The following is a 27,000-nucleotide window of genomic DNA, read 5'->3' on the forward strand; positions in this document are numbered from 1 at the left end:
GCAAACGAAGTCGCGTTCGAGATCCAGTCGCGCTACCAGACGCCGGACGAAGCGGAAAGCGATATCCGCCGGCGCGTTGAGAACAAGGAAGTGGTGATCGGCTTCGGTCACCCGGTCTACACGATCTCGGACCCGCGCAACAAGGTCATCAAGGAAGTGGCGAAGAAGCTCTCGAAGGAAGCGGGCAACAACAAGCTTTTCGACATCGCGGAAAGACTCGAATCGGTGATGTGGGAAGCAAAGAAGATGTTCCCTAACCTGGACTGGTTCAGCGCCGTCTCGTATCACATGATGGGCGTGCCCACGGCAATGTTCACGCCGCTTTTCGTCATTGCACGCACGGCCGGCTGGAGTGCGCACATCATCGAGCAGCGGATCGACAACAAGATCATTCGCCCGAGCGCGAATTACACCGGTCCCGACGATCTGCCGTTCGTGCCGCTCGCGAAGCGCGGCTAACGCCGTCAGAGCCCTCGCGCAAGCACGTGAGCCCTGGCTCTCCGATACCGCGAGCCAGGGCCGCTCTTTGCCGTAGCGAGCTACACTAGACCGATTGCTTCACTCAGGCAGGAACGCGCCGTTAAAAACGCCCGCTCAATGCGATGGCCGCCGCCCTTGTTCCCGCATCATTACTGTTGGTCCCCACGCCATGAATACTGCCTACCGCAAACGCCTTCCCGGCACCCAGCTTGATTTCTTCGATGCGCGCGCCGCCGTCGACGCAATCCAGGCCGGCGCATACGACAAGCTTCCGTACACGTCGCGCGTGCTTGCCGAAAATCTCGTGCGGCGCTGCGATCCGGTGACGCTCGTCGCGTCGTTGAAACAGATCGTGGAACGCAAGCGCGAGCTGGATTTCCCGTGGTTTCCGGCGCGCGTGGTATGTCACGACATTCTCGGCCAGACCGCGCTGGTCGATCTTGCCGGTTTGCGCGACGCGATCGCCGCGCAAGGCGGCGACCCCGCGCTGGTCAATCCAGTGGTGCCGACGCAACTCGTCGTGGATCACTCGCTTGCCGTGGAGTGCGGCGGCTTCGACCCGGACGCGTTCGCGAAGAACCGGGCAATCGAAGACCGTCGCAATGAAGACCGCTTCGATTTCATCAACTGGACGAAGCGGGCGTTCCGGAACGTCGACGTGATTCCTCCGGGCAACGGCATCCTGCATCAGATCAACCTTGAACGCATGAGTCCGGTCGTGCAGGTGAACGACGGCGTCGCGTTTCCCGATACGCTGGTGGGCACGGACTCGCACACGCCGATGGTCGACGCGCTCGGCGTGATCGCGATCGGCGTCGGCGGACTGGAAGCGGAAAGTGTGATGCTGGGCCGCGCGTCGTATATGCGTCTGCCGGATATCGTCGGCGTGGAGTTGACGGGTAAGCCTGCTGAAGGCATTACGGCAACCGACGTCGTGCTTTCGCTGACCGAGTTCCTGCGCAAGGAAAAAGTTGTCGGTGCATACCTTGAATTCTTCGGCGAGGGTACAGCGAAGCTCACGCTCGGCGACCGCGCGACGATTGCGAACATGGCGCCCGAATTCGGCGCGACGGCCGCGATGTTCTATATCGACGAGCAGACCATCAAGTACCTGAAGCTGACCGGCCGCGACGACGAACTCGTGAAGCTCGTCGAAACCTACGCAAAAGAAGCCGGCTTGTGGGCCGACAGCCTCACGCATGCCGAGTACGAGCGCGTGCTGAAGTTCGATCTGTCCACGGTCGTGCGCACGCTCGCCGGGCCGTCGAATCCGCACCGGCGCTTGCCGGTTTCCGAACTGGCGGCGCGCGGCATCAGCGGCAAGGTCGAGAACGAGCCGGGCTTGATGCCGGACGGCGCGGTGATCATCGCGGCAATCACGAGCTGTACGAACACCAACAATCCGCGCAACATGATCGCGGCAGGCCTGATCGCGCGTAACGCGAACCGGCGCGGGCTCACGCGCAAGCCGTGGGCGAAGACGTCGCTCGCACCTGGCTCGAAAGCCGTCACGTTGTATCTGGAAGAAGCCGGCTTGCTGCCCGAGCTCGAACAGCTTGGCTTCGGCGTCGTCGCGTATGCGTGCACGTCGTGCAACGGCATGTCCGGCGCGCTCGACCCGGCGATCCAGAAGGAGATCGTGGAGCGCGACCTGTATGCGACTGCCGTGCTGTCGGGCAATCGCAATTTCGACGGCCGCATTCATCCCTTCGCGAAGCAGGCGTTTCTTGCTTCTCCGCCGCTGGTGGTGGCTTATGCGATTGCGGGCACGATTCGCTTCGACATAGAGAAGGATGTGCTCGGTGTCGATGCCGACGGCAATAACGTCACGCTGAAGGACATCTGGCCGTCGGACGAAGAAATCGACGCAATCGTGGCTTCGAGCGTCAAGCCCGAGCAATTCCGCAAAGTGTACGAGCCGATGTTCGCGGTGTCGGTGGACACGCAGGAGAAAGCGAACCCGCTTTACGACTGGCGTCCGATGAGCACCTACATTCGCCGTCCGCCGTATTGGGAAGGTGCGCTTGCGGGCGAGCGCACGCTGCAGGGCATGCGTGCGCTCGCCGTGCTCGGCGACAACATTACGACCGATCACCTGTCGCCATCGAATGCAATCTTGCCGGACAGCGCAGCAGGCGAATACCTGACGAAAATGGGTTTGCCCGAAGAAGACTTCAATTCGTACGCGACGCATCGCGGCGATCACCTGACGGCGCAGCGCGCCACGTTCGCGAACCCGACGCTCAGGAACGAAATGGTGATTGAAGACGGCAAGGTGAAGGCCGGTTCGTTTGCACGCATCGAGCCGGAGGGCAAGATCACGCGCATGTGGGAAGCGATCGAAACTTATATGGAGCGCAAGCAGCCGCTGATCGTGATCGCCGGAGCCGACTATGGCCAGGGGTCGTCGCGCGACTGGGCGGCCAAGGGCGTGCGCCTTGCCGGCGCGGAAGCGATTGTCGCCGAAGGATTCGAACGAATTCACCGCACGAATCTCGTCGGCATGGGCGTCTTGCCGCTCGAATTCAAGCCGGGCGTGAACCGCATTACGCTGGCAATCGACGGCACCGAGACCTTCGACGTAATCGGCGAACGCAAGCCGCGCACGGATCTGACGCTGGTCATTCATCGCCGAAGCGGTGAGCGCGTCGAGGTGCCGGTGACCTGCCGGCTCGACACGGCCGAAGAGCTTTCCATCTACGAGGCCGGCGGCGTGCTGCAGCGTTTTGCGCAGGACTTTCTGGAGTCGTCGAAGGCGGCGGCTTAATCAATATCGTTCAGGACACTGTTTCATGGCGCATAAACCGCAGATCAGAATTCCGGCCACTTACATGCGTGGCGGCACGAGCAAAGGCGTGTTCTTCCGCTTGCAGGACTTGCCCGATGCGGCGCAAATGCCCGGCGCCGCGCGCGACGCGCTGCTGCTGCGCGTAATCGGCAGCCCGGACCCGTACGGCAAGCAGATTGACGGCATGGGCGGCGCGACGTCGAGCACGAGCAAGACGGTGATCATCGCTAAAAGCAGCAAGCCCGATCACGATGTGGACTACCTGTTTGGACAGGTGTCGATAGACAAGCCATTTGTCGACTGGAGCGGCAATTGCGGCAATCTCTCTGCTGCAGTGGGCCCTTTCGCGATCAGCGCGGGTTTGGTCGAGGCGAACCGGATTCCGCGCGACGGCGTGGCGACCGTGCGGATCTGGCAGGCGAACATCGGCAAGACGATCATCGCGCACGTGCCGATGACCGACGGCGCAGTGCAGGAAACGGGCGACTTCGAACTCGACGGCGTGACCTTTCCGGCGGCGGAAGTGCAGCTCGAATTCATGGACCCTGCCGCGGAAGAAGACGGCGCCGGCGGCTCGATGTTCCCGACCGGCAATCTCGTCGACGATCTCGATGTGCCGGGCGTCGGCACGCTGAAGGCGACCATGATCAACGCCGGCATCCCGACGATTTTCGTGAACGCCGAGGCGATCGGCTACAAGGGCACGGAGTTGCAGGACGCCATCAATAGCGATGAAAAGGCGCTCGCAATGTTCGAGACGATTCGCGCACACGGCGCGCTGCGCATGGGGCTGATCAAGCATCTGGACGAGATCGCGACGCGCCAGCACACGCCGAAGATCGCGTTCGTTGCGAAGCCGGCCGACTACGTGTCGTCGAGCGGCAAGCGGATCGGCTCGGGCGACGCGGATCTGCTGGTTCGTGCGATGTCGATGGGCAAGGTGCATCACGCGATGATGGGCACGGCCGCTGTGGCGATCGGTACTGCTGCGGCGATTCCCGGAACGTTGGTGAATCTGGCGGCTGGCGGCGGTGAGCGTGAAGCTGTGAGGTTCGGGCACCCGTCGGGCACGCTGCGGGTGGGGGCGGAGGCTGCAGTTGTCGGTGGCGAGTGGGTCGTCACGAAGGCGGTGATGAGTCGCAGTGCGAGAGTTTTGATGGAGGGTTGGGTCAGGGTGCAGGGCTAGGCAGAGGCGCTCCGGTGCTGGCCGGACGCGTGGCGTCGAACTCAGACTCGGACGTGGACTTTTAGCGCGCCCGGTTGAACGTGCGTGGCTTCGCACTGGTTATAATCCCCGGGCCATCGAGAAACACTCAACGGTCAGGTCTGGAAGCTGTGATCGTAACCACGCATCCGCCCACATGAGGCATGCGTCTGCCTCTGCTGGGCTGTGTTGCCCGTCTCAACCGAATGCCCGCCGACCTACTGAAGTCTTAGCGAGATCGCACAATGAGTAAGAATAAACGCCGATCGCAAGCCGATTCCCGGCCACCCGTCGACGCTCTCCAGTACGAAAAGCTTGCGCTCTCGGCTTTCCATCTCTGTGACCGGCAGATGAGCAAGCTCGACTCGTTGATCACGCTTGCGTCCACGATATGTAGGAATCCTGCCGTCACGATTGACGAGCGCCGCCGGCAGCAGACCATGCTGGAATTGCTCATCAGCACCGGCGAGCAATATCAGCAGGAGCTTGCGTGTGACCGCGAACTCTTCCAGGTGATCGCACTCGATGCAAAAGGAGTGGCCAAGAAGCGCATCACGGCGAGCCGGGCGGCGCGCCTGCTTCAGGAAGCAAAGGAGCCCGCGTCGCGGGTGCCCGACATGAGCACCGGTCCGCAAGAAACCGCTTGCCTCGATGAAGCGTCAAGCGACGACGTGGAGGCCGGACCCGGCGCCGACGTCACGCGCCATTGAACACACACAGCGTTGCCGGCTACTGAATGCCGCCGTTCTCCGTGCGGGTGTCCGTCTGACCACACGTCGCCTTCGCAGCGTTACTTCGCTCCGTGTTTGGCCTGCCAGCGTTGCATGAAGCCGATTTCGTCATGCTGCGCCTTGATGATGTTTTTCGCCAGGCGCTTCAACTCCGGGTCTTTGCCGTACTTGAGTTCGACCTGCGCCATGTCTATCGCGCCCTGATGGTGCGGGATCATGTGCGCGACGAAGTCTTTATCGGCGTCCCCCGTGTAGGTCGGCGCGCTCATGTCTTTCATCATCTTTTCGTCGGCGGCTTTGAACGCCGGCGTCGAGTCGCCGGAAGCCGCACCGGCTGAGGAAGACATGTCCATGCCGGGCATGGAGGCCGTGTGTTGCGCGTGAACAGGCGCGGTGGCGACGGCACATGCCACACCGCCGAACACGCACAATGCACGAAAAGCGCGAAGTTTCTTCATAGTCGATTCCCATTAAAAAGTTGTTCGAGCGACGCGCGGCTATCAGTCTCTCACCGACGGATGAAATCCCGCCGCCGCGATGGCTTCCGTGAGTTGCGCCGATGTTAGCGTCGACGCGACCTTGACGATCTTCGTGGACACGTCGATGTCGACCGCGGCAGCCGGATCAAGACCGGCAATCGCGCGAGCAATCGCGTTTGCGCATCCACCGCAAGACATATCCGGAACGGCTAATTCCAATTTCATTTCCAATCTCCTGAGACAAGTCTCAAGACGATCTTGCACCTTCCCACGGCGGTAAGGTCAAGCCTGCGAACATGCGTCTTTACCTTTACCGCTGACGCCAATCTGTGCCCGTCATTGGGAACGGTCCTACACAGGCGCTCGTCTTGGACGTCGATAATCGGCGTCACCTCATGCGCAGGCCAGCGTTCGCAGCCTGCGCCAGTCGAGGTCTCACGATTCATCCACGCAGACTCATCCACGCAGACTCATTCGCGCGAACATGCAAAACCAGTCCCCTGTATCACCCCAAGCCATTTCGCTCTGGTTCAACGAAGCGGAAGAAGCACGCCTCGCAGGTCGCCTCGACGCGGCGCAGGCGCTTCTCGATCGAATCATTGTGCATGACTCGGCGCACGCGGCCGCGCTTTACTCGCGCGGACTGGTGGCGCTCGCACAGGACCAGCTGCCATTGGCGCAACGCTGGATCGAGCGGGCGGTAGAAGTCGAGCCGCAGCCGCCGTTCTTCGATATGTTGTGCCTCGTCCAGATCAGGCTGCGCGCGTTCGCGAGCATTGTGCACACTGCCAGCGCGGGGCTCACGTATCAGCCGGATTCGCTTTCGCTTCACTATTACCTCGGCGTCGCGCTGCAGTTGCAAGGGCGTGCGGAAGAGGCGGCAGCAGTCTATCGCAGGTTGATCGAACTGAAACCGGACTATGTGCAGGCGCACGCTAACTTGGGCGTCGTCGTGAAAGACCTGGGTTCGTTGAGCAAGGCCGAGCAGCACCTCAGGCACGCCATGACGTTAGACCCGTCCAATCGCGGCGCCCGCGCAAGTCTCAGTCAGGTGCTGCTGGCAGCGGGCCGATACGAAGAAGCGTGGCCCTACTTTGAAGACCGTTGGGCCAATTTCGTCGATGCCGACGGGCGACCCGTATCGCAGCGGCCGGAACTCCCATGGCCGCAGTGGAAGGGCGAGGATCCCGGCGTGGCGGGCGGCGCGCGCCTGCTCGTTCTGCCGGAGCAAGGTCACGGCGACAGCTTGCAGTTCGTGCGCTACCTGCCGCTTGCACTCCAACGTTTTGCCCAGGTGGGCTACATCTGCCCGCCGTCGCTGCGGCGCCTGTATGAAGAGTCGTTGTGTGCGCGCTGGCCGGGCCTCGTCATGCTCGACGACGTCATGCCTGATGCCAAAGAGTGGGACTGGCAATGTTCGTTGATGTCGTTGCCCCTCGCATTCGGCACGCGCCTCGACAACATCCCAGCAGAGCCGTATCTGCGCGCAGAGCCGCAGCGGTCCGCCGAGTGGCGTGCAAAACTCGGCGAGTTGTCCCGGCCGGACCTGCCGCGCGTCGGTGTCGTATGGGCAGGCGGCCACTCCGGGCTCGCCGAAGATCGTGCGCGCAGCCTCACATCGGCGCAGTTCGCCCCATTGCTTTCTTTGTCGCGGATTCGCTGGATCAGCTTGCAGAAAGCCGACGACCTCGCAAAGCGTGCGAGCCCCTCGACAAAAGCGTATCTCACCGACTGGATGGACGGCGTGTCGGACTTTGCGGACACTGCCGCGATCATCGACAACCTGGACCTCGTCATTTCGGTCGATACGTCGGTCGCTCATCTGGCAGCGGCCATGGGCAAGCCGGTGTGGTTGCTGAATCGTTTTGCCGGTTGCTGGCGGTGGCTGCGCAATCGCGACGACAGCCCGTGGTATCCGACAGTGCGCATTTTCACGCAACCGCAACGGGGAAATTGGGACGAAGTAATCGAGCGCGTCGCGGCGCAATTGAAGCAGCGTTATGAACCGGGCATAACTTACCGTTCCTTTGTGCGCTAGCTAACTCAACGCCGCGCCAGATTTACTGGATGGTGAGTTCGGGGTGCTAAGCTCGGGCGCTGTCGTGTTGTGGTTTCTCTCGCCGGTGAGGCGGGTGCCGTTTGCCAAAATAATCGATTAACAGGGGCCAGGCATGTTGAGAAAAGTCGTCGACAGGGCAAAACAGATCCGAAGGAGCGAGCGATTCAAGCATTCCGTCGCCACGCCTCGCCGCATATCGCTTCATGCGATGCAGCGCCTCAACCGGGGCGTCTTTGCGATCGAAATCAAGGAGAACTCCGGCTTTTTCTCCGTCATGCAAATGGTGTTGTTCATCCTCATGTTTTGTGAGGAAAAATGCCTGACGCCGCGCATTAGCGCTCGCGGCGGCCTGTATGGCGATGCCGATGGAAAGGTCGACTGGTTCTCCGCGTTCTTCGAACCGGTACGCGCTCCGGCTGCCTTGCCGCTCGCGCGCAAGCTCAGGACTTCGACGGTTCGTGACCTCGTGCAGTTGGGCTTCCGGCAACGTTACGAGCACTTGCTGGAACTCGGCAGCGCGAGCGAACTGTTCTTTGCAAATTATCGGCCGGCGCAGCATATTCTTCGCGAGGTCGATGCAGTCTGCGAGCGGCTTGGTATCAGCGCCTCCACACTGGGCGTGCACTTCAGAGGCACTGACAAAACGCTCGAAGCCGTTCCCGTTTCGTGGAAAGACTTTTGCCGTCACGTCGAAACGACGTTAGCGGAAAATCCGTGTTTGAACCACGTTTTCATTTCAAGCGACGAACAGGCCTTTGTCGATTACTTCGTCGCATGGCCGTTCAGCAAGCCGGTGAGCGTCGCGCCCGCGAGGCTGCTTGCGAACGGTGCGACGCCGGTTCATTTCAGCGGCTTTCCGGGGCTGGAAGTCGGGCGCGAAGCGCTGGTGTCCAGTCTGCTTTTGTCGCGCTGCGGCTATCTGGTCAAAACGCCGTCTTATCTGTCCGCGTGGTCGCGAATCTTCAACCCTGCGCTGCCCGTCAAGCTCGTGGCTCCACCGCGGCCAGATGCGTTCTGGTTTCCCGACAGCCGGCTGTGGCTCGAGCAGGCGGCGCACGACAAAGCGGCTTGAATGCCGCGTCGCTGACGCCGCGCGACTGCCCGACCTCGCGACATGCTCGAGCGGCTTGCGATATGCTTTTGTGACAAGCCGCGCCCCGAGCGCTCAAGCACATCACAAAGGACTCGCAACATGAAAGCCGTCAAGATCGGAACCCCTGCCAGCGTCGACAATCTCCAGTTAGTCGATATCGACGATCCGGGACAGCCAGGCCCGGGCCAGGTTCGCGTGCGTATCCACGCCAGCTCGTTGAACTTTCACGACTACGGCGTCGTAAGCGGCGTGTTGCCCGCCGACGCCGGGCGTATTCCAATGGCGGACGGCGCGGGCGTCGTCGAAGCAGTCGGCGAAGGCGTCGGCGAATTCAAGGCTGGCGACCCTGTCGTGTCGTGCTTCTTCCCTTTCTGGGAGAACGGTACGCCCACGATTGGCGACTTCAAAACCACACCCGGCGACGGCGTTGACGGCTATGCGCGCGAAGTCGTCGTGCTGCCGAGCCACTACTTTACGCATGCACCGAAAGGCTACAGCCACGCCGAAGCCGCGACGCTCACCACGGCCGGACTGACGGCATGGCGCGCGCTGATCGTCGACGGTCAGTTGAAACCGGGTGCGACGGTGCTCGTGCTCGGCACCGGCGGCGTGTCGATCTTCGGCTTGCAGATTGCCAAGGCGATGGGCGCCTCGGTGATCGCGACGTCCTCGTCGGATGCGAAGCTCGAAAAGCTTCGCGCGCTCGGTGCCGATCACACGATCAACTATCGCGAGAATCCTGAGTGGGGCAAAACGGTGTGCTCGTTGACCGGGGGCAGAGGCGTCGATCATGTGATCGAAGTGGGCGGTCCGGGCACGCTGCCGCAGTCGATCACCGCCTGCCGGATAGGCGGCCATATTGCGCTAATCGGCGTGCTGACCGGACGCGCGGGCCCGGTGCCCACCGCGGCGCTGATGGCACGGCAACAGCGGCTGCAGGGGCTGATTGTCGGCAGCCGGCAGGATCAGCGCGACATGACTCGCGCGCTCGAAGTGACCGGCATCAAGCCTGTCATCGACAGCACGTTCGAGCTCGCGAAGCTCGGCGACGCGTTCAGGCATGAAGCGGCGGGCGCACACTTCGGGAAGATTTGCGTATCGATCTGAGCACGACGCGGTTGAGCGTCCGCGCAACGCGGTGACGCTCAACCGCGCTGCGCGAGATCTGCGAATGTGACGCTTCTGGCCGCGCATGCTTCGGTGAACGCTTCGTCGTAGCTGGAGAAAAACACGGTGCGGGTTTGCGCGAGCGTCGTGAACAAATCCACCAGCACCGCACGCGCGGCGGCGTCGAGTCCGCCAACGGGCTCGTCCGCAATCAGCACTTTCGTTTCGCCAATCACTGCGGTTGTCAGAAAAAATTTCTTGCGCGTGCCGAACGACATCTGTTCAAAGCGCTTTTCCAGATGCGGCGTGAGTCCGAAGCGGTCGGCGAGCGCCAGCGTCGCGTCGCTGACCAACGCGTCTCTCGCCGAAGCCACGCGCTGCAGATATTCGCGACCGGTCGGATCAGGCGACGGCATGCAATCCTCCGGCACGTACGTCAGCAGCGATTGCGCGGTCTCTCGCGCCGTGCGCAGTGAATGGTCGCCGATCCAGATTTCCCCTTCATCAGCCTCGATCACGCCGGCAAGCATGCCGAGCAAAGTCGATTTGCCGCTGCCGGACTCGTCGTTGAGCGCCACGCAGCCCGCGGCAGAGTCGTGCCACAGTCGCTGAAAGATGACGCGGTCGCCATAGCGCTTGCTGAGGTTTTCGAAACGGAGCATGAGTGTGACGTGTAGTGTGAGTCGCTGCGCAACGTCCATTGTGAGGAGCGCGCGCGATTTTAGACGGATGGCGAAGCCTATCAAAAACCGGACGATTGTTCCGATTTTCCGCGTGATGACGGCGGTATCGCCATACGGCTAGCCCTTAATCTCAAAACTGCATCGCTTTCACAAAAAATAGGGCGGGGTGAAATGATAGGTCTACAGAATACGCGGCCTTTTTTGCGCTGCTAAACTGTGCGCCGGAGCAGTTTTCTTCCGCACTCATGCGCCACTCGCGCCCCCAATTTCCGCCAGCCTCAACCTGCGGGATAAGCGGTAGAAACAGGCCTTTTCTGCGATTTGGAAGAAGCAGCCGCACGGCATACTGGCTTATACGCGGCGGGTGAAAAAGGGACGCATGGTTGGGTGTCCTTTCTTCCAGGCAGGCATGGCGTCGCAATTGCCGATTCCTCTCCCAACCGCTCATCCTCTCTAATTCGATATGTATCGGGGCTCGCTTGAGCCCGTTTTTGGAAGTGACTCATGAAGCCGGGAAAGAATTCGCTTGGGAAAACACGCACGCGCAAATTCGTCATTGCGGCGGCAGCGGCGCTTGTCGCATTGACGCTCGCATTCAGTTTGTGGCATTACCAGCAGCGCTCGGCGCAGGTTGCGCCCGCGCTGACCGGCGTCGCCAACCAGATGCGCCACGATACGTCGGCCTGGACGCGCGAGGAGAAAGACGCGTCGCAAATGCTGCGCGACATTCATGACGCGAAGGTTGCCGCAATCGGTGTGAGTCCCAGTGCAATTCTCGTGTCGAAGCGCGACGGCTCCAAATATTTCGTGACTGACCACAACGCGACCTTTTCGCACGCGCTGTTACTCGGCGAGCCGAAGAACGGCGACGCGGCTTCATACCAACTGGTGTGGCTGCCCGACGCGGACATCCGCACGGGCGGTTCGAACTGGGTGCAGGCTTTCGACCAGACGCGCGACGTAATCAGCCTGCTGCTGCCGTTGCTGCTGATCGGCGGCATGGTGTGGTTCATGCGCCGTGAGATGCGCGGCGGCGCGACGCTGCTCGGCAAGGCGCCCACGCTGCGCTTTGACGACGTGATCGGCGCCGGGGAAGCGAAGGCGGCGCTCGCGGACATTCGCGGCTATCTGTCGAACCCGAAGCAGTTCACGTCGATGGGCGTACGAGCGCCGTGCGGCATCCTGATGGTGGGCGGCCCCGGCGTGGGCAAAACCCGGCTCGCACAGGCGCTGGCAGGAGAATGCGGCGCGAGCTTCATCTCGATCACCGGCAGTTATTTCAGCGCAAAGTATTACGGCGTGGGCATCCAGAAGGTCAAACATCTGTTCGAAATGGCGCGCAAGAACGCGCCCACGGTGATCTTTATCGACGAAGCCGACGGTCTCGCGAAGCGCACCGACACGGGCGGCGGTCCCGTCGAAGCGGAGAGCAACCGCATCATTAATCAGTTGCTTGCGGAAATGGACGGCTTTGCCTCGAACGAAGGCGTGATTATCGTTGCGGCCACCAATCATCCGGACAATCTGGACGAGGCGTTGCGCCGGCCCGGCCGTTTCGATCGCACCGTGCAGGTTCGCCTGCCCGATCGCGAAGACCGCGCGAAGATTTTCCGTTTCTATGCCGAGAGGCTGAAGTCGAAGGCTGCGGACATCGACTACGATCAACTCGCGCGCCTTACCACAGGGTTGTCGCCGGCGACCGTCGCGATGGTCGTGAATCAGGCGGGGCTCGTCGCGCGCAAAGCCGGCGACACGGAAATCGCGGCGAAGCATTTCATCGAGGCGATCAAGATCGCGCGGATCGGCGACGTGAGCGGCGCGGAACGCGCTTTGACCGAGGACGAACGCACGCGTATTGCCGTGCACGAAGCCGGGCATGGCCTGGTTGCGGCGCTGCTCGGCACCGGCGTACTCGAGGAGGTCACGATTCTGCCGCGTGGCGGCGCGCTGGGCGTCGCGCTTATCACCAAGGCGCAGGACAAGCATCTTTATCGTGAGACCGAAATCCGCAATGAGGTGAAGGTCTTGCTCGGCGGCCGTAACGCGGAGATCCTGGCGTTTTCCGAAGCATCCAGCGGCGCGGCCTCCGATCTGCAGGAAGCGTCGCGTATCAGCCTCGACATGGTGTCGAAGTTCGGCTTCAACAGCGACGGCAATCTGTTTAGCCTCGCCGCGTTGCCCTCGCAATACGCGGGTTTGCAGATGAAGGGCGCGATCGAGCAGGCGAACGTGCTGCTCAAGGAGTTGAACGAGCAGTGCTATAGCCTGCTGCACGCCTATGAACCCGTGCTGCGCGCTATTGCAGACGAACTTCTCGAGCAGGAAACGGTGCCGGGCGAAACGGTGTATCGCCTGATCAAGGAGCACAAGAGCACGCTGAAGATCGTGCACGAGCCCGAGGCGGCCTGAGCGGCCACGCACTATCACGCTTGAGCGGCTAGCCACCACCGCGTTACGCGAAGTCCGACGGTCCCGGAGGTGGAACGCCGGGAGGCGTTTCTGTCTCGCCCAAAGGATCGCGCTTGGCTTCGTCGTCGTCGGCAGGCAGCGAGTCGGCGCCTTTTTCCGGCAGAGGCTGGTCGAGCCCCGGTTCGACCGGTGTCGGGATTGCATCGCCAATGGGCTTCGAGACCTCAGTGGGCGGACCGCCCGGATCTGCCGATTTGTCCTGGTCATGCTCGTTCGGGCTATTGGGCTGAGTGGCCACGGCGCATCTCCAGTTGGTAACGGTCATGTCATCTGTCAGCAACCGTTGTGCCACGAGTGCGACCTACGCAACCTCATGCTGCGTCCGAAGCGGTCCCTTCGTCTGTCAACGCGCGCCGGCTATGCTGCTTCTCCTGTGAAGCGGACGTAGGTGTTGCCGCGTGCCTCGAATCAGCACTTACCTTGTCCGAAGCGCCACGCCGCGTCTTCAAACGAAGAATGGGTTCTTCGATGATTCGCCACGACAGCACCGCCAAGCCGAGCGAAATCGCAAACGACGCCCCAATCCCGGCCACATGCGCCCACAGCGGTACCACACCGCCGAACAGCGCTTGCGCATGATGATTGCGCGTCAGGTCCGGAACGAGGTTGTGATACAGATAGAAGCCATAGCTGATGCGTCCGAGGCCCGCAAGCCAGCGCGCTTCCAGCAGAGCCAGCACGACCGTGTTCCGGCAGCACGCAATCGAACACACCAGCGCCGCTATGCACAGCCCATACGCGCCGCTGACGCCGGTAAAGAGCAAAGGATTCTCGATGTCGCTCCACGCCGGCTCGCTTGCACAAAAGCCCACGAGACAAAGGCTTAAAACAAACAACGTGGCGCCGTGTCCGAGCAAGGCGCGCACACCACGTGCACCGCGTGCACCGTCTGCACCGCCGGCGTTCTCCGAAATCATCAAGCCGCCCATTCCACCGAGCGCCAGCAACCAGAAGTTGCTCAACGGATGCGTGTAGATCGTGATCTCCTGCCAATGCGCGGCGCGCATCGCCAGAAGCGAAACCAGTCCCGTCACGACGATCAGCGTGCAAACCGCCAGATGCCGCCGCGCTGCGAGCAGCAACAGGAGCGGTGCGACCACGAGATAGAACTGCTCCTCGATGGCAAGACTCCACAAATGCGAGTAGCGCCCCGGCCAGTAGTGCAGCACCGAGCCGATCCAGAAGTTCGACAGGTAGGCGAAGTGATACGGCATGCCGCTCGCGAGTTCCGGACTCGCCATGCCGACGAGCATCAGCGCGCTCATCACCGTGAGCATCAGGTAGTAGATCGGAAAGATTCGCAGCGTCCGGCGAAACAGGAAGCGCTTGAGTTCTGCTCTGAAACCGCTGCCACCTTGCTCGATGCGCTGCCGCTGGGCCGACAGAATGCGGATGATCAGAAAGCCGCTCAGCGCGAAGAAGATCCATACGCCCAGATGGCCTATCTCGCCGATATCGCCGAATAGCCGGTGTTGCAGAAAGACCATCAGGACTGCAATGGCGCGCAGTCCGTCGAAGCCGGCAATTCTGTTGTTCATGTGAGTGTCTTCCAATGCGAGGGCGGTGCGCGGCGCGCGACCGTTCAGGTCGGTAATGGAAGGACCGGTGCCGCGCAAATGAAAGCTCGATCACGCAAACGAGCAGCGGCAAAAAGAAGGCGTCGCACTGACGCTCAACGCGCCCGCCGGACGCAGGTCGGCGGGCAAGCGTGTCCGGTCCACATGAGTGGCCGCCGTACGGAGAAACCTGTCGCGCGGGTTGCGCGAACTCCGACGGTCATGCATGAATTCATCCTACGATGAAAAAAAGCGAAAAAAATCGCATCGTGCGATGAGCCGATTTTTTTCTACGACGCGAGTCGGCCGTCTTTGCTCGTTCCACACCGAAGCCGCAAAAGTTGCTGCAAATCCAATGCGCGGCGAATCACTCTTACCGCATGCCGACAAGCGGATTTCAGATTGCCAGCGCGGCGCCCCTAAAGACAGGCTGCTTGTCAGCACATACAACGTGACCGCACGGCATCGGCAAGAAGGCGATATCTTGACGCGTTGCTGGATAACTTTCCTGCGAGAACATGAATGGAAATTCGTCGCGGACGCTCCCTCGAAGTGGACTTCTTTCGCGGCGTCGTGCTGATCGTCATCGTGCTGGACCACATGCCCAGCAGCACGCTTTCTCATCTGATGCTGCATGCGTACGCATTGTGCGATTCGGCCGAGGTGTTCGTGTTCCTCGGCGGCTATGCGTCGGCGGCGGCGTACACAGCGGTGGTTGCGGCCCGCGGAGAGCGGGCCGCCAAGCTGCGCTTCGTGCGGCGCTGCTGGGAAATCTACCGGGCTTATCTGTTGACGGCAGTACTCACGCTGCTCTCGGGCGCGGCGCTCGCATTTCTGCGACTGAATCACCCGATGGTCGAGCTTACCGGCTGGCCCCCGTTCGCCATTCAACCGCTGCATCAGACGTTTGAAATCGCGGTGTTGCGATGGCAGCCCTACCTGTCGAGCGTGCTACCGATGTACCTGTTCTTCGCGCTCTGCGTGCCCCTCGTGGTGCCTCTGGCGCTGCGCTCGCGTATCGCGGCGCTCCTGCTCAGCACGGTTGTGTGGTGGCTCGCGCGGCCGCTGGCCGGGCTATTGAGCATTGACGACATGGCCGAGTGGGCTTTTAATCCGTTTGCATGGCAACTGATGTTCGTGCTCGGCATTGTGTGCCGGCTCGCACCCATCAGCGAGCAGTTTCATGCTGGCGAGGCGGCGCGCTGGTTCACGCGTGCCGCCATTGCCGCGGTGCTCGCGTTTGCCGCCGTCAAACTGTTCGTGCTGACGCAGCCGTTGGCCGGCACCCTTAAACAGAATCTTTCCGTGGATCGCGTGATCAACTTTATTGTTATTGCCTGGCTTGCCGCGCGGCTCGTGCGCATGGGCGCCATCGCGCGGCTCGCGCAGCGTTTGCCCGCCGTGGTCACTGTGGGCCGGACCGGCCTCGTATGTTTTGTCGGCGGCACGCTGGTGTCGTTGATCGTGGACACAGCGACGCCGCATACGTTTCACGGCTTTCGCGGCGTGTTGATCGGACTGGCCGGGGACTTCGTCGCCATTGGTGCGCTGCTCATGCTTGCGCGCGGCTGGCACGGCTGGAAGGGACAGCAGTTGCGTGCGGCTGCGAGCGGCGCGCGTTGCGGATGAGGGCGTTGTCGCGCCGCATGCGTTTCATGCGAACTTCAGGTGTCCACGCCTGCGCGCTCGTGGCCACCATCGCCGGTACTCTGCTCGGGCCGGGCGCTCATACGGTGTTCGCCGCGCAGAAGGATGCGCCGCTCGCCATGCGTTGCGCCGAATTCGCGGGCGCCGTGTTGCCGCCTGAAGTGATCGCGTTGCCCACGGCCGGCGCGCAGATCGAGAGCGCGTCGATGGTCGGCGCAACCGCGCCGGGCAATCAGCAAGGCGGCGAGTATTGCCGCATCACGGGTCGCATCAAGGCGCTCAAGGCGACTACACCCGACATCCGCTTCGACCTGAATCTGCCGCGGCGCTGGAATGGCCGCGCGCTGCAAATCGGCGGAGGGGGCTATAACGGCGTCGTGGTGAGCGGCACCGGCGTGATGCCGTTCTCGCCCGATCGCGCGCCGCTCGCGCAAGGCTATGCGACCTTCGGCGACGATTCCGGACATGTCGGCGATTCCTCGCTCGCGGTGTTCGGTCTCGTCGACGAAGCCGTGACGAACTTCGGCTATGCGCATCTGAAGAAGACACACGACGCCGCGCTTGCGCTGATTGCGCGCGCCTACGGCCGGCCGCCGCAGCGTATGTACTTTGGCGGCGGCTCAACGGGTGGCCGCGAAGGCTACACGGTGATACAGCGCTTTCCCGACGACTACGACGGTGTGATCGCCAATTCGCCCGCGCTCAACTTTTCGGGCGTTCGTCTGATCGGCGTCAAGCTCGGCCAGGCGGAATATGCAACGCCGGGCGGCTATGTTCCGCCGTTGCTGCTGGAGCAGGTCTATCAACGCACGCTCAGCGTTTGCGACAGGCTGGACGGTGCCGCGGACGGTATTGTGAGCGACGTCCCCGCCTGCCGCGAGCATGAATCGGAAATCATCGAGTCGTTGCGCTGCGCGGGACGCTCGCCTTCGAACGAGCAATGCCTGAGCGAGTCGCAACTCGCCACGTTGATGGTGATGCGCGACGGCTTGTCGCTGCCGTACAAACTCGCCTGGGATGTCGCCGGCTATCGCGGCTACAACGTGTTCCAAGGTACGCACCTGACAGGCTCGCTCGGGTTGGGACATCAAGCGGAGCGCCTCGCAGTGCCCAGATTTTTTGCTAACGGTTATCTGTTCGCGCAAGGCGACGGCTACATACGCTACTTCGTTGCGCGTGACGCGGGCTTCGACTCGCTCAGATTCGACTCGCAACGTCCGGGCAAATATCGCGCACAGTTGACAGCGCTCTCCGAAACCATCGGCGCGATGAATCCGGACGTTGCGCGCTACATTGCGCGCGGCGGCAAGCTCATTACGCTGCAAGGTCTCGCCGATGAAGTCATTAGCCCGAATCAGACGATTGCTTACCATCAGGCATTGGTCGATCGCTACGGCGTGGACCAGGTCAATCGTTTCATGCGTCTTTACATGGTGCCGGGTTTTCAGCACGGTAGCGGCGCATTCATTCCTTCGGTGGACCTGCTCGGTGCGCTCGATAACTGGGTGACGCGCGGCGCGTCGCCGGAGACGTTGATCGCCACCGACATCGCCGCGGCGACCAATGGACGCTCGCGCCCACTGTGCCGCTATCCGCTGTTTCCACGCTATACGGGCAAGGGCAATGTGAATCTTGCCAGCAGCTTCGTGTGTACGGAACCCTGACCATGTGCTGCGATTCTGCTTCGATGCAACGCGCGACTTCTTTACATTGGAGCCGTTGCAAAATCCACTAACTGGCTGCAAGCGTCGCAGCGCGGCTCGAAAAACAAATGGACGGCAATGCCGCGCAGCGGCACCGCCGTCCTTCTTAACGCCACTCGTGCAGCGTTAAAAGCTGCACGAACATCGACCTTCGTTACTGGCCGTTCTTCATCGTGCCGTTGGTGCTGCCCGTACCGTTGCTCATGCCGTTACTGGAGCGATTGGTGGTCGCGCTATTCGGCGACGCGCCGGTACCCGTGCCCATGCCGCCACCGGTGCCGGTCACGCCCGGCGAGCCATAGCCCGAGTCGCCCGGGTGCTTCATCGTGCCGGGGCCCACACCCGGGGTTGCAGTTCCGCCTGCGCCGCCCGTCGTGCCGCCGCCGGCGCCCACGCCGTTACCGCTCGAACCGCCTGCCCCTGCGCCACCGCCCGCACCGCCGCCACCGGCACCGCCGCCCGCCTGTGCAAAGGCTCCGCCCGAGAGTGCCACTACAAGCGCCGAAGCGAAAATCGTCTTGGTAAAGCGTTTCATGGTTCATCTCCATTAGAGTCGATCGATGTCACGCGAGCGCGTCGCACTCACATGCCAAGACTGCCGCAAGCACTGTGCCTTAAGTGCCGGCGCTAGATGCGCCGGCGCAGCAGCATGGCGAGGAATCGAGCATGACGCGTTCCTGGGACGGCGCGGGCCATGCGTTCTGGAGGTCTTGAACCGGCGCGCGCATTGCCGTTGCGCCCAGCTGATATCGCTACGGAAACCGAACTTTCTTGCAGCGCAGCGAAGGCCTCGGCGCCGAGAATCGCAGCATGCACCGTCGAGGAGGCTTTCACTGCGGCGCGATCCTTTCGCTGCACGCTTTCGCAGATTCCATTACATTGCGGGTGCGGTCGCGCTTGCGCGTCATTTTCTCCACTTTCACAGCGGTGTCTGCCATCGTCGAATCCATGCAGCCAATCGTCTCAGTCACGAATCTGTCGAAAACCTATGCCAGCGGTTTTCAGGCGCTAAAAAACATCAATCTGGCGATCAACCGGGGAGAAATCTTTGCCCTTCTGGGGCCGAACGGGGCGGGCAAGACCACGCTCATCAGCATCGTCTGCGGCATTGTCAACGCGAGCGAAGGCAGCGTGACGGTCGACGACCGCGATATCGCCGCCGACTATCGCGGCGCGCGCTCGCTAATCGGGCTCGTGCCACAGGAACTCACCACCGATTCGTTCGAAACCGTATGGGCAACCGTGTCGTTCAGCCGCGGCCTGTTCGGCAAGCCGAAGAACCCCGCGTATATCGAGAAGGTGCTGCGCGACCTGTCGCTGTGGGAAAAGCGCGATAGCAAGATCATCACGCTGTCCGGCGGCATGAAGCGCCGCGTGCTGATCGCGAAGGCGCTGTCACACGAACCGCGCGTACTGTTCCTCGACGAACCCACGGCGGGCGTCGACGTCGAATTGCGCCGCGATATGTGGAAGCTCGTGCGCTCGCTTGCGGCAAGCGGCGTGACGATCATCCTGACTACGCATTACATCGACGAAGCGGAGGAAATGGCTGACCGCATCGGCGTGATCAACGGCGGCGAAATCATGCTCGTCGAAGAGAAAACCGAGTTGATGCGCAAGCTCGGCAAAAAGCAGTTGACGCTGCAGCTGGAAACCCCGCTCTCCGCGTTGCCGGCGGCGCTCGCAGGCTACGGCCTCGACGTCGCGAAGGGCGGCAACGAGTTGATCTACACGTATGAAGGCGACGGCGGCCGCACCGACATCATTGCGCTGCTCAAGGCGCTCGACGACGCCAGCATCCGTTTCAAGGACCTGCACACCACGCAGAGTTCGCTTGAAGACATCTTCGTGAGTCTGCTTCGAGGTAACCAATGAATCTCTACGCCATTCGCGCGATCTACAAGTTCGAGATGGCGCGCACCTGGCGCACGCTGATGCAAAGCATCATCGCGCCGGTGATCTCCACATCGCTGTACTTTGTCGTGTTCGGCGCGGCCATCGGCTCGCGTATCAAGGAAGTGGACGGCATTAGCTACGGCGCGTTCATCGTGCCCGGACTGATCATGTTGTCGTTGCTGTCGCAGAGTATTTCTAACGCGTCGTTCGGCATTTACTTTCCGCGTTTCACCGGCACGATTTACGAGTTGTTGTCGGCGCCAGTGTCGTATCTGGAAATCGTCGTGAGCTACGTGGGCGCGGCGGCGACCAAGTCGATCCTGCTCGGGCTCATCATTCTCGCGACAGCGGGCCTTTTCGTGCCTCTGCAAGTGCAGCATCCTTTCTGGATGATCCTGTTCCTCGTGCTGACGGCGGTTACCTTCAGCCTGCTCGGGTTCATTATCGGCATATGGGCGGATAGCTTCGAGAAGCTGCAACTGGTTCCGCTCCTGATCATTACGCCGCTCACGTTTCTCGGCGGAAGCTTTTATGCGGTGAACATGCTGCCGCCGTTCTGGAAAGTCGTGACGCTGTTTAATCCGATCGTCTATCTGGTGAGCGGATTTCGCTGGAGTTTCTACGGTCTCGCGGATGTCAACGTCGAGGTGAGCCTCGCGATGACGGCTCTCTTTCTGGCCGTGTTTCTTGCGATCGTTGCGTGGATCTTCAAGACGGGTTACCGGCTCAAGAGCTGATTACTTCTGCTGAAAAGAGAACGGCATGACGGCGCTCGCCGTCATGCCGTCCGCATGGGTTGCTGCAGTACCGCCCTGGTCTACGACACGTACGCTTTCGCGACATTGATCAGCTGCACGCGGTTGCGAACATTGAACAGTTGCCGCAGACGCCGCAAGTGATAGTCGACGTTATGCGGCGACAGCCCGAGGAAGTACGCAATTTCCTTGTCGCGCTGCCCCTGAACCACCGCCTTCAATACCGCGTGCTGCAATTCGCTCAGCGTGACGCGCTGCTGCTCGGGCGTCATGCCGATTACGCTTTTCGCGTGCGTCCAGATGAATTCATGAATCGTGTGCGCAAACATCAGCGTTTCCGCGACGATCGATTCGGTCATCCAGCGTGGATTGCCGATCTCCGAATTGAAGCACAGGCTCGCGCTCAACTCCGGCTCGGGCAGCGGCATCTGCGTGAGAATGCCGCTCTTCCGGCCGGTCTCCTCCAGCATGTCGATCAGGCCGCCGAGCCGCTCGCTGCGCATTTGCGCGCGCGGCAGGTCGGCGCGCATGTCGACCGTGTTCCAGAGGAACGGCATGCCGGTCGGCGACGCCAGCGCCACGCGCGGATCGAGTTCGAAATAGCGCTCGCGGAAATAGCGCGTCAGCCAGCTTTGCGACTCGTAGCTCGTCAGCACGAACATGGTCTTGCGATGCGCGAACGTGCGCGTGGCCGTATAGCTGAACGAGTTGAAGCCCAGTTGCCTGATGCGTTGCCGCACGAATTCGATGCGGTCCTGCGCACTGCCAAAACGCACCAGCGGACTGATGACGGGCGCGCGCCGTGCGGCGGGCGCGGGCGTGCCGATCTCCTCCTCGGTGAAGAGGGTCAGGAAACCAGCGGGCGCCGCGCCTGTTGCCGCGCGGCTCGATACCATCGATGCGTCAGCCGCGTGGGCTGACTTGGCGGGCTGCCGCGTGCCGGCCGGGTAGGCCGGTTGTGCGGTGACCGCCGGGTTGTATGCTGCGGATGCATGGCCGGATTCGCCCTGCGGCGAACCGGTCAGCCAATGCGGCAGCGTATCGCATTCGTGTTCCATGAAACGGTAGCTCCGGCGTTCGAAACGCGTGAAAGACGACACCCTAATGATTAGCTATTTCCGAAAATTGCGGTAGCCGGTTCCTTGCTATCATTTTCGCGATCTTGCGCTGACAGCCGACCGGTAACGCGGGTGTGACAGAGTTCTCTCATTTGCATACGGCACCTCCTTGGGAATGGACGTGATGACACGAATTCCAAAGCTGACAACGACGCTTGCCTACGACCGCTACATGGCGGGCCAAAAACTGGTGTCGAGCGTGGATCGCCCGTGGCGGCACCTGGTGTTGCGCTCCTATCTCGAACCGGACGAGCAGGAACTGCTGGAAGCACCCGGTCTGCAAGACCTCACGCTGATGACGCTCGCGAGCGGCGCCGAGCATCTCGAGCGCAATCTGAACGGGCGCTGGGAAAGCGCCGACCTTCGAGTGGGCGACGTCTGGTACGTGCCGCCCGCGCCGGTCTCCTGGCGGTGGCGTTCGATCAGCGATAAGCCGCTGTCGACCGTCCATTTACATATTGAGCGCAGCCTGATCGACAGCGTGGCCGATCAGATGGAGCTCGACGGATTGCGCCGCGAGCTATCGCTCAGTGAGGCAATGCGGTTCCGCGACCCGCTGGTCGCAGCCATGCTGAACGCATTGCACCGCGCCGCCAGCGATCCGGCCGACTCGCGGCTTTATGTCGATGCGCTGATCCACGCGCTTGCCGCGCATCTTCTTCAACATTATTCAGGCGGCCGGCAAGCGGGGACGGCGCGCCTCGCGCAGCCCGAACGGCTGGTACCGCGCCGCATCCGCCGCGTGACCGACTACATACGCGCGAATCTTGGCGCGGATCTGGCCATTGGCGATCTCGCCGCACAGGCTGGTTTAAGCAGCTTCCACTTTGCCCGCGTGTTTCGCCGTGAAACTGGCGAAACTCCGCACCAGTACGTGACGCGCTTGCGGCTCGAACAAGCGGCGAAGCTGCTGCGTTCGACCGATCAGACGGTGCTGCAGATTGCAATTGCGGTTGGTTACGAGAATGCCAGTCACTTCTCCGTACAGTTCAAGCGCGATTACGGCGTCACACCGCTTGGCTACCGGCTGCGCGGCTGACAGGCGGATGGCGCGCCAGCAACGGCGGGCAAGTGGACAGTGTAGCCGTAGGCGGGGTTCCGGCAACGGCCGGTGAGAAACGGGGACCGCTGCACTCGCAGGTGCAAGCGGCGCCCTCCGAAGCCTGGCGGCGCTGCGCCTTTCGTTCGCGCTTTGGGTTGGCGGCCGGTCGACTGCGCCGTGCAAGGGAAGGCTTAGCCGGAATGCCGTCTGTAGGAATCACGCACCTTTCGAAGTGTGCTGTGCATTGCGCGGCTTGCAAACTACGAACATTCGTGGCGCTACGGAGGGCGAATCTGGCACGGGGGTGCCGCCTCCACTCGCGCACGCTGTGATTGGCGCCGGGCGTTGCGGGTCGAACTGGCCTGACAGGCGGGTTGCGAACTGTATCTGTCTAAGCCTTGCACGGGACGACAGAATAACCGGCCCACGGCTTGGCCCGAGCCGCATCCGACCGACCATCCTCATCCTCACCTCACCTCACCTCATCCTCATCTCACCGACTTACCGGATACCTAGCGATGACCCGACTTCGAATCACCTCCTGCGGCCACGTCTTTATCGCCGAAACGAATCCCGACGCGCCGCAAACCGTGGCCGCCTTCCTGAAGCTGTTGCCGTACCGGCAGAAGATCATCCATGTGCGCTGGAGTGGCGAAGGCTGCTGGGTGCCGCTCGGCGAGTTCAAGCTCGAGAACGACGGCGCGGTGGTCGGTTTCGAGAATCACACGAGCCATCCGTCGGTCGGCGACATTCTGTTTTATCCGGGCGGCTACAGCGAAACGGAACTCCTTATCGCCTATGGCTCGTGCTGCTTTGCGAGCAAGATGGGGCAACTCGCGGGCAACCATTTCCTGACCATCGTCGAAGGCAAGGAGAACTTGCGCGAAGTCGGCGTCAAAGTGCTGTGGGAAGGCGCGCAAGACGTACTCTTCGAAAAGATCTGAGCGCTCCCAACATTTGGCACCGCGCCGCGACGCTCGCAGCGCCACAGTTTTTCTACTTACGAGCCAGCATTGACTGGCTCGTATTTCTTCCAGGCCGGTTCTCGGCCACTCTCAGCATTCCACTTAAAGCCGCTTAATTACGCAGATTCCGGATTAAGACATTTGGCAGTTTCCGTCTGAATCGCATTATGCCTTTTAGCTAATTAAAGCTAAAAATTAGCTTTTAGGATTAATCGTATTCGCGAATCCCGGAGGCGACTGCACACTCGCGGTTTAAGCCTTGTTTGCCGGTTAATCCGGGGCGTCCTGAGCCTCTTTATTGCAAATGATACTTAGGATGACATAAGAAAATATTGGCAAAAATTAATCGATTCCGAGTGGGAGGAATGTTGAACAAGACCTATAAAACTGTATGGAACGAAGCGAGGCGCGTGTATGTGGCGGCGTCTGAAGCAGCGAGGAGCGGCGGCGCGAGATGCGCTTCGGTATGCCGGGCCGTGGCCGCTGCGAGCGCTGGTCTGGTCGGCGCGCTGGTGTTTGCGCAGCCGGCTGGCGCTCAGGAATGCGCGCCAGCCGGCTGCGCGAATGTGGCCGACGCGTTGTTCTACGATAGCGCAGCACATGACATGGTGACGCTCGGCAACTCGGGTACTCCCGTCAAGCTGACCAACCTGGCGCAAGCTGCGCTGAACGCGAACAGCACCGATGCGGTAACAGGCGCGCAACTCCACGCAACGAATGACGCGGTCTCGCAGAATTCGGCAAGCCTTTCCAGCCTCGCCAGCAATCTCGACAACGGTCAGATCGGGCTGGTTCGGCAGGACCTCGGTACAGGCAATCTCACCGTTGGCGCAGGCATTGACGGCCGTTCCGTGGACTTCACCGGACTCGGCGGGCCGCGTGAGCTGGTCGGCGTCGCGGCGGGCACCGGAGCGCAGTCGGCGGTCAATGTGACCCAACTCAAGCAGGTCGTGTCGACACTGGGCGGCGGCGCATCCGTCAGTGCGAGCGGCTCGACAGTCGGCCCGAGGTACTACGTGCAGTCTGCCACGCAAACCACCGTGGGCAACGCGCTTACTTCGTTGGACGCGGGCATCACGTCGCTGCAGTCGCAAATCGTGTCCGGCAGCATCGGCCTCGTCAAACAGGATCTTGGTACGCGCGACATCCTGGTTGGGCCGTCGTCTACAGGTATTCGGGTCAACGTAGCGGGCTTGAACGGCAACCGCACGATCACCGGCCTGTCGCGCGGCACGATTGGCGCGTCGAGCACCGACGCCGTGAACGGTGCGCAACTTTACGGCAACGCGGCGAGTGTGGCCGCGGCGCTGGGCGGCGGGTCGGCGGTCAATGTAGATGGCACCGCAAAGGCTCCTGCCTACAACATCGGCGGAGTTACATATGGTGACGTCGGATCGGCACTGGCGGCAGCAGTCACGACGAGCGTTGCAACCAGTACCGCGACGAGTACGGCGGCAGGTGCGAGCGTGATCGCGGCGGCCACCGCCAATTCGGTCCAATACGACTCTTCCGTGCACGACAGCATGACGCTCGGCAACGCCGGCGCGCCGGTTCGCGTGACCAACGTCAGCGCTGGGCAGCTCACGAGCGACAGCTTGGACGCAGTGAACGGCGGGCAACTGTTCGCAGCCAATCGGGCGATCGCGTTGAACAGCGACAACATCGCGACCCTCGACGGGCGCGTCGGCACCAACACGACGAACATCGCCAATCTCGATCAGCGCGTGAACGTGAACACAACGAAAATCGCCGGGCTCGACACGCGCACCGCCACGCTCGAGGGCAACCTCACGAACGTTGCGAACCAGATCACGAACGGCGAGATCGGGGTCGTCCAGCAAGACCTGGTGTCGCGCATCATCAGCGTTGGACAGAATACGAATGGCGCACGCGTCGATTTTGCGGGCACCGGCGGCGCACGCCAATTGACCGGCGTCGCGGCGGGCAGCACGGACACGTCGGCGATCAACTTCGCGCAGTTCAGTCCGGTCGTGGCCGGACTTGGCGGCGGCGCACAGGTCGGTATCGACGGTTCGGTGATTGCTCCGTCGTATCACGTGCAAGGCAGGACGCAGAGCAACGTCGGCGATGCGCTCGGCTCGCTCGACAACGGGTTGACCACCTTGCAGCAGAAAGTCGAGGTGGGCGGCATTGGCCTCGTAACGCAAGATCCGGCCTCGCGCGTCATCCAGATAGGCGCGTTGACGGACGGCCGGGCAATCAGCGTGGCGGGCACGCTGGGCAATCGCGTGGTGACCGGCGTCGCGCGGGGCTCGCTGAATGCGGCGAGTACCGAAGCGGTCAACGGCTCGCAACTCTTCGCGCAGGCGGCGAGTACGGCCACGGCGCTAGGCGGCGGCTCCACGGTGAATGCCGACGGCTCGATTAGCGCGCCGTCGTACAGGGTGGGCGGCCAGGTGGTGAACACTGTCGGCGGCGCGCTCAGCAATCTCGACGGCCGCGTCACGCAGAACAGCGGTGATATCGCCGGCTTGCAAAGCGCGGTCGGCCGCATCGGCGGAACGGTCGCAAACGCACTTCAGTACGACAGCTCGGCCCATGACAAGGTGACGCTCGGCGGCATATCGGCTAATGCGCCAACAGTGCAGTTGACCAACCTGAAGAACGGCGAGGTCTCGGCAACCAGCAGCGACGCGGTCACCGGCTCGCAGCTGTGGCAAACCAACCAGCAGATCAGCAGCATCGACAGGAGCGTCAAGAACTATGCGGCCACTGGCAACGCCTACATGGCCGTCAACAGTTCCGCAGAAGCTCCGCAGGCCACCGGAAACGGTTCGCTGGCGTTGGGCGGCGGCGCGAAAGCATCGGCTGCAAACACGGTCGCGCTTGGCGAAGGGGCGGTCGCGGATCAGCCGGATACAGTCTCGGTAGGCTCGCCGGGCAACGAGCGACGTATCACCAACCTCGCGCCGGGACAGGCGGCGGGCGACGCCGTCAACATGCAGCAGTTCCAAAGCGGCATGGGTGATCTCGCCCGGCGCGCCTATGCCGGAACGGCTTCGGCAATGGCGATGAACATGGTTCCCGAAGTCGATGCGACGAAGAACCTCGCAATCGGCGTGGGCACAGCGGGCTACATGGGGTATCAGGCGGTGGCGGTAGGCCTGTCGGCGCGCGTTGCGCAGAATTTCAAGGTGAAGCTGAGCGCGGGCATTAGCTCGGTGACGACCTCGGTGGGCGCCGGCGCCGCGTATCAGTGGTGAG

At 62.0% G+C, this 27,000-nt stretch carries 23 protein-coding genes; 15 read left to right on the forward strand and 8 right to left on the reverse strand.

The window, feature by feature from the left end:
• The 4 genes from SB753_RS15060 to SB753_RS15075 all read left to right on the forward strand — a co-directional run.
• The coding region (locus SB753_RS15060) for a citrate/2-methylcitrate synthase (protein WP_410800532.1) at nucleotides 1-459 on the forward strand (459 nt) is incomplete at its 5' end.
• A 190-nt stretch (nucleotides 460-649) separates the two neighbouring features.
• Nucleotides 650-3,247: a Fe/S-dependent 2-methylisocitrate dehydratase AcnD gene (gene acnD, locus SB753_RS15065; RefSeq protein ID WP_410800533.1), complete on the forward strand. Its 2,598-nt coding sequence runs from the start codon at nucleotides 650-652 to the stop codon at nucleotides 3,245-3,247.
• A 25-nt stretch (nucleotides 3,248-3,272) separates the two neighbouring features.
• Nucleotides 3,273-4,454 carry a 2-methylaconitate cis-trans isomerase PrpF gene (gene prpF / locus SB753_RS15070; RefSeq protein ID WP_410800534.1) on the forward strand — a complete coding sequence of 394 codons (1,182 nt, stop codon included), beginning with the start codon at nucleotides 3,273-3,275 and terminating at the stop codon, nucleotides 4,452-4,454.
• Between the two features lie 263 nt (nucleotides 4,455-4,717).
• Nucleotides 4,718-5,182 (forward strand): hypothetical protein, encoded by a 465-nt coding sequence (locus SB753_RS15075; protein WP_410800535.1) that lies wholly within the window; start codon nucleotides 4,718-4,720, stop codon nucleotides 5,180-5,182.
• A gap of 80 nt (nucleotides 5,183-5,262) precedes the next feature.
• On the opposite strand, the gene SB753_RS15080 is transcribed toward SB753_RS15075, so the two are convergent.
• Both SB753_RS15080 and SB753_RS15085 read right to left on the reverse strand, forming a co-directional pair.
• The gene (locus SB753_RS15080; RefSeq protein ID WP_410800536.1) at nucleotides 5,263-5,661 is read right to left on the reverse strand and encodes a DUF305 domain-containing protein; all 399 of its coding nucleotides are present in this window, start codon (nucleotides 5,659-5,661) and stop codon (nucleotides 5,263-5,265) included.
• A 42-nt stretch (nucleotides 5,662-5,703) separates the two neighbouring features.
• A complete protein-coding gene (locus tag SB753_RS15085; RefSeq protein WP_027804628.1) occupies nucleotides 5,704-5,901 on the reverse strand; it encodes a heavy-metal-associated domain-containing protein in 198 nt (65 codons plus the stop codon).
• A 265-nt stretch (nucleotides 5,902-6,166) separates the two neighbouring features.
• Here SB753_RS15085 and SB753_RS15090 point away from each other — a divergent pair, with 265 nt between their 5' ends.
• The 3 genes from SB753_RS15090 to SB753_RS15100 all read left to right on the forward strand — a co-directional run bounded on the left by SB753_RS15090 (nucleotide 6,167) and on the right by SB753_RS15100 (nucleotide 9,941).
• On the forward strand, nucleotides 6,167-7,720 hold the full coding sequence (locus tag SB753_RS15090) for a tetratricopeptide repeat protein (protein ID WP_410800537.1): 1,554 nt from the start codon (nucleotides 6,167-6,169) through the stop codon (nucleotides 7,718-7,720).
• A 133-nt stretch (nucleotides 7,721-7,853) separates the two neighbouring features.
• Nucleotides 7,854-8,813: a hypothetical protein gene (locus tag SB753_RS15095; RefSeq protein ID WP_410800538.1), complete on the forward strand. Its 960-nt coding sequence runs from the start codon at nucleotides 7,854-7,856 to the stop codon at nucleotides 8,811-8,813.
• Nucleotides 8,814-8,933: 120 nt separating this feature from the next.
• Nucleotides 8,934-9,941, forward strand: coding sequence for a zinc-dependent alcohol dehydrogenase family protein (locus SB753_RS15100; protein WP_410800539.1), 1,008 nt, complete (start codon nucleotides 8,934-8,936; stop codon nucleotides 9,939-9,941).
• A gap of 38 nt (nucleotides 9,942-9,979) precedes the next feature.
• Here the strand turns inward: SB753_RS15100 and SB753_RS15105 are convergent, their stop codons facing one another.
• Complete coding sequence (locus SB753_RS15105; protein ID WP_410800540.1) at nucleotides 9,980-10,603, reverse strand: ATP-binding cassette domain-containing protein; 624 nt, start codon at nucleotides 10,601-10,603, stop codon at nucleotides 9,980-9,982.
• Between the two features lie 525 nt (nucleotides 10,604-11,128).
• On the opposite strand from SB753_RS15105, the gene SB753_RS15110 reads away from it, so the two are divergent.
• Nucleotides 11,129-13,033 carry an AAA family ATPase gene (locus SB753_RS15110; RefSeq protein WP_088175845.1) on the forward strand — a complete coding sequence of 635 codons (1,905 nt, stop codon included), beginning with the start codon at nucleotides 11,129-11,131 and terminating at the stop codon, nucleotides 13,031-13,033.
• A 43-nt stretch (nucleotides 13,034-13,076) separates the two neighbouring features.
• Here SB753_RS15110 and SB753_RS15115 read toward each other — a convergent pair whose 3' ends face one another.
• Both SB753_RS15115 and SB753_RS15120 read right to left on the reverse strand, forming a co-directional pair.
• The gene (locus SB753_RS15115; RefSeq protein WP_087753314.1) at nucleotides 13,077-13,331 is read right to left on the reverse strand and encodes a hypothetical protein; all 255 of its coding nucleotides are present in this window, start codon (nucleotides 13,329-13,331) and stop codon (nucleotides 13,077-13,079) included.
• A gap of 73 nt (nucleotides 13,332-13,404) precedes the next feature.
• Entirely contained in the window at nucleotides 13,405-14,631 is a 1,227-nt protein-coding gene (locus SB753_RS15120; protein WP_410800541.1) for an acyltransferase family protein, read from the reverse strand.
• Nucleotides 14,632-15,171: 540 nt separating this feature from the next.
• Between SB753_RS15120 and SB753_RS15125 the strand changes: the two genes are divergently transcribed.
• Together SB753_RS15125 and SB753_RS15130 are read left to right on the forward strand one after the other, a co-directional pair.
• Entirely contained in the window at nucleotides 15,172-16,278 is a 1,107-nt protein-coding gene (locus SB753_RS15125; RefSeq protein ID WP_410800542.1) for an OpgC domain-containing protein, read from the forward strand.
• Between the two features lie 26 nt (nucleotides 16,279-16,304).
• Nucleotides 16,305-17,960 (forward strand): tannase/feruloyl esterase family alpha/beta hydrolase, encoded by a 1,656-nt coding sequence (locus SB753_RS15130; RefSeq protein ID WP_410800543.1) that lies wholly within the window; start codon nucleotides 16,305-16,307, stop codon nucleotides 17,958-17,960.
• 193 nt (nucleotides 17,961-18,153) lie between these two features.
• Here SB753_RS15130 and SB753_RS15135 read toward each other — a convergent pair whose 3' ends face one another.
• Complete coding sequence (locus SB753_RS15135; RefSeq protein ID WP_410800544.1) at nucleotides 18,154-18,534, reverse strand: hypothetical protein; 381 nt, start codon at nucleotides 18,532-18,534, stop codon at nucleotides 18,154-18,156.
• A gap of 92 nt (nucleotides 18,535-18,626) precedes the next feature.
• Complete coding sequence (locus SB753_RS15140; RefSeq protein WP_410800545.1) at nucleotides 18,627-18,833, reverse strand: hypothetical protein; 207 nt, start codon at nucleotides 18,831-18,833, stop codon at nucleotides 18,627-18,629.
• Nucleotides 18,834-18,947: 114 nt separating this feature from the next.
• On the opposite strand from SB753_RS15140, the gene SB753_RS15145 reads away from it, so the two are divergent.
• Entirely contained in the window at nucleotides 18,948-19,874 is a 927-nt protein-coding gene (locus SB753_RS15145) for an ABC transporter ATP-binding protein (protein ID WP_410800546.1), read from the forward strand.
• Nucleotides 19,871-20,632 (forward strand): ABC transporter permease, encoded by a 762-nt coding sequence (locus tag SB753_RS15150; RefSeq protein WP_020068034.1) that lies wholly within the window; start codon nucleotides 19,871-19,873, stop codon nucleotides 20,630-20,632. The genes SB753_RS15145 and SB753_RS15150 overlap by 4 nt, the downstream gene beginning before the upstream one ends.
• 80 nt (nucleotides 20,633-20,712) lie before the next feature.
• On the opposite strand, the gene SB753_RS15155 is transcribed toward SB753_RS15150, so the two are convergent.
• Complete coding sequence (locus tag SB753_RS15155; RefSeq protein WP_027804632.1) at nucleotides 20,713-21,708, reverse strand: helix-turn-helix transcriptional regulator; 996 nt, start codon at nucleotides 21,706-21,708, stop codon at nucleotides 20,713-20,715.
• A gap of 175 nt (nucleotides 21,709-21,883) precedes the next feature.
• Here SB753_RS15155 and SB753_RS15160 point away from each other — a divergent pair, with 175 nt between their 5' ends.
• The 3 genes from SB753_RS15160 (at nucleotide 21,884) to SB753_RS15170 (ending at nucleotide 26,999) form a co-directional block, all read left to right on the forward strand.
• Nucleotides 21,884-22,807 (forward strand): AraC family transcriptional regulator, encoded by a 924-nt coding sequence (locus SB753_RS15160; RefSeq protein WP_310068812.1) that lies wholly within the window; start codon nucleotides 21,884-21,886, stop codon nucleotides 22,805-22,807.
• Nucleotides 22,808-23,328: 521 nt separating this feature from the next.
• Nucleotides 23,329-23,754, forward strand: a complete 426-nt coding sequence (locus tag SB753_RS15165; protein WP_027777418.1) for a DUF3830 family protein — start codon at nucleotides 23,329-23,331, stop codon at nucleotides 23,752-23,754.
• A 386-nt stretch (nucleotides 23,755-24,140) separates the two neighbouring features.
• Nucleotides 24,141-26,999 carry a YadA-like family protein gene (locus tag SB753_RS15170; protein WP_410800547.1) on the forward strand — a complete coding sequence of 953 codons (2,859 nt, stop codon included), beginning with the start codon at nucleotides 24,141-24,143 and terminating at the stop codon, nucleotides 26,997-26,999.
• Nucleotide 27,000 lies beyond the last annotated feature (1 nt).

It is taken from the genome of Paraburkholderia sp. SIMBA_053, assembly GCF_046534895.1.
Classification (GTDB): domain Bacteria; phylum Pseudomonadota; class Gammaproteobacteria; order Burkholderiales; family Burkholderiaceae; genus Paraburkholderia; species Paraburkholderia caledonica.

Coding starts and splice junctions, on each gene's coding strand:
- SB753_RS15135 (WP_410800544.1), bottom strand. CDS start 18,534: ATGAAACGCTTTACCAAGACGATTTTCGCTTCGGCGCTTGTAGTGGCA.
- SB753_RS15125 (WP_410800542.1), top strand. CDS start 15,172: ATGGAAATTCGTCGCGGACGCTCCCTCGAAGTGGACTTCTTTCGCGGC.
- SB753_RS15110 (WP_088175845.1), top strand. CDS start 11,129: ATGAAGCCGGGAAAGAATTCGCTTGGGAAAACACGCACGCGCAAATTC.
- SB753_RS15150 (WP_020068034.1), top strand. CDS start 19,871: ATGAATCTCTACGCCATTCGCGCGATCTACAAGTTCGAGATGGCGCGC.
- acnD (WP_410800533.1), top strand. CDS start 650: ATGAATACTGCCTACCGCAAACGCCTTCCCGGCACCCAGCTTGATTTC.
- SB753_RS15155 (WP_027804632.1), bottom strand. CDS start 21,708: ATGGAACACGAATGCGATACGCTGCCGCATTGGCTGACCGGTTCGCCG.
- prpF (WP_410800534.1), top strand. CDS start 3,273: ATGGCGCATAAACCGCAGATCAGAATTCCGGCCACTTACATGCGTGGC.
- SB753_RS15080 (WP_410800536.1), bottom strand. CDS start 5,661: ATGAAGAAACTTCGCGCTTTTCGTGCATTGTGCGTGTTCGGCGGTGTG.
- SB753_RS15165 (WP_027777418.1), top strand. CDS start 23,329: ATGACCCGACTTCGAATCACCTCCTGCGGCCACGTCTTTATCGCCGAA.
- SB753_RS15075 (WP_410800535.1), top strand. CDS start 4,718: ATGAGTAAGAATAAACGCCGATCGCAAGCCGATTCCCGGCCACCCGTC.
- SB753_RS15100 (WP_410800539.1), top strand. CDS start 8,934: ATGAAAGCCGTCAAGATCGGAACCCCTGCCAGCGTCGACAATCTCCAG.
- SB753_RS15170 (WP_410800547.1), top strand. CDS start 24,141: ATGTTGAACAAGACCTATAAAACTGTATGGAACGAAGCGAGGCGCGTG.
- SB753_RS15130 (WP_410800543.1), top strand. CDS start 16,305: ATGCGAACTTCAGGTGTCCACGCCTGCGCGCTCGTGGCCACCATCGCC.
- SB753_RS15120 (WP_410800541.1), bottom strand. CDS start 14,631: ATGAACAACAGAATTGCCGGCTTCGACGGACTGCGCGCCATTGCAGTC.
- SB753_RS15105 (WP_410800540.1), bottom strand. CDS start 10,603: ATGCTCCGTTTCGAAAACCTCAGCAAGCGCTATGGCGACCGCGTCATC.
- SB753_RS15160 (WP_310068812.1), top strand. CDS start 21,884: ATGGACGTGATGACACGAATTCCAAAGCTGACAACGACGCTTGCCTAC.
- SB753_RS15145 (WP_410800546.1), top strand. CDS start 18,948: ATGCAGCCAATCGTCTCAGTCACGAATCTGTCGAAAACCTATGCCAGC.
- SB753_RS15090 (WP_410800537.1), top strand. CDS start 6,167: ATGCAAAACCAGTCCCCTGTATCACCCCAAGCCATTTCGCTCTGGTTC.
- SB753_RS15095 (WP_410800538.1), top strand. CDS start 7,854: ATGTTGAGAAAAGTCGTCGACAGGGCAAAACAGATCCGAAGGAGCGAG.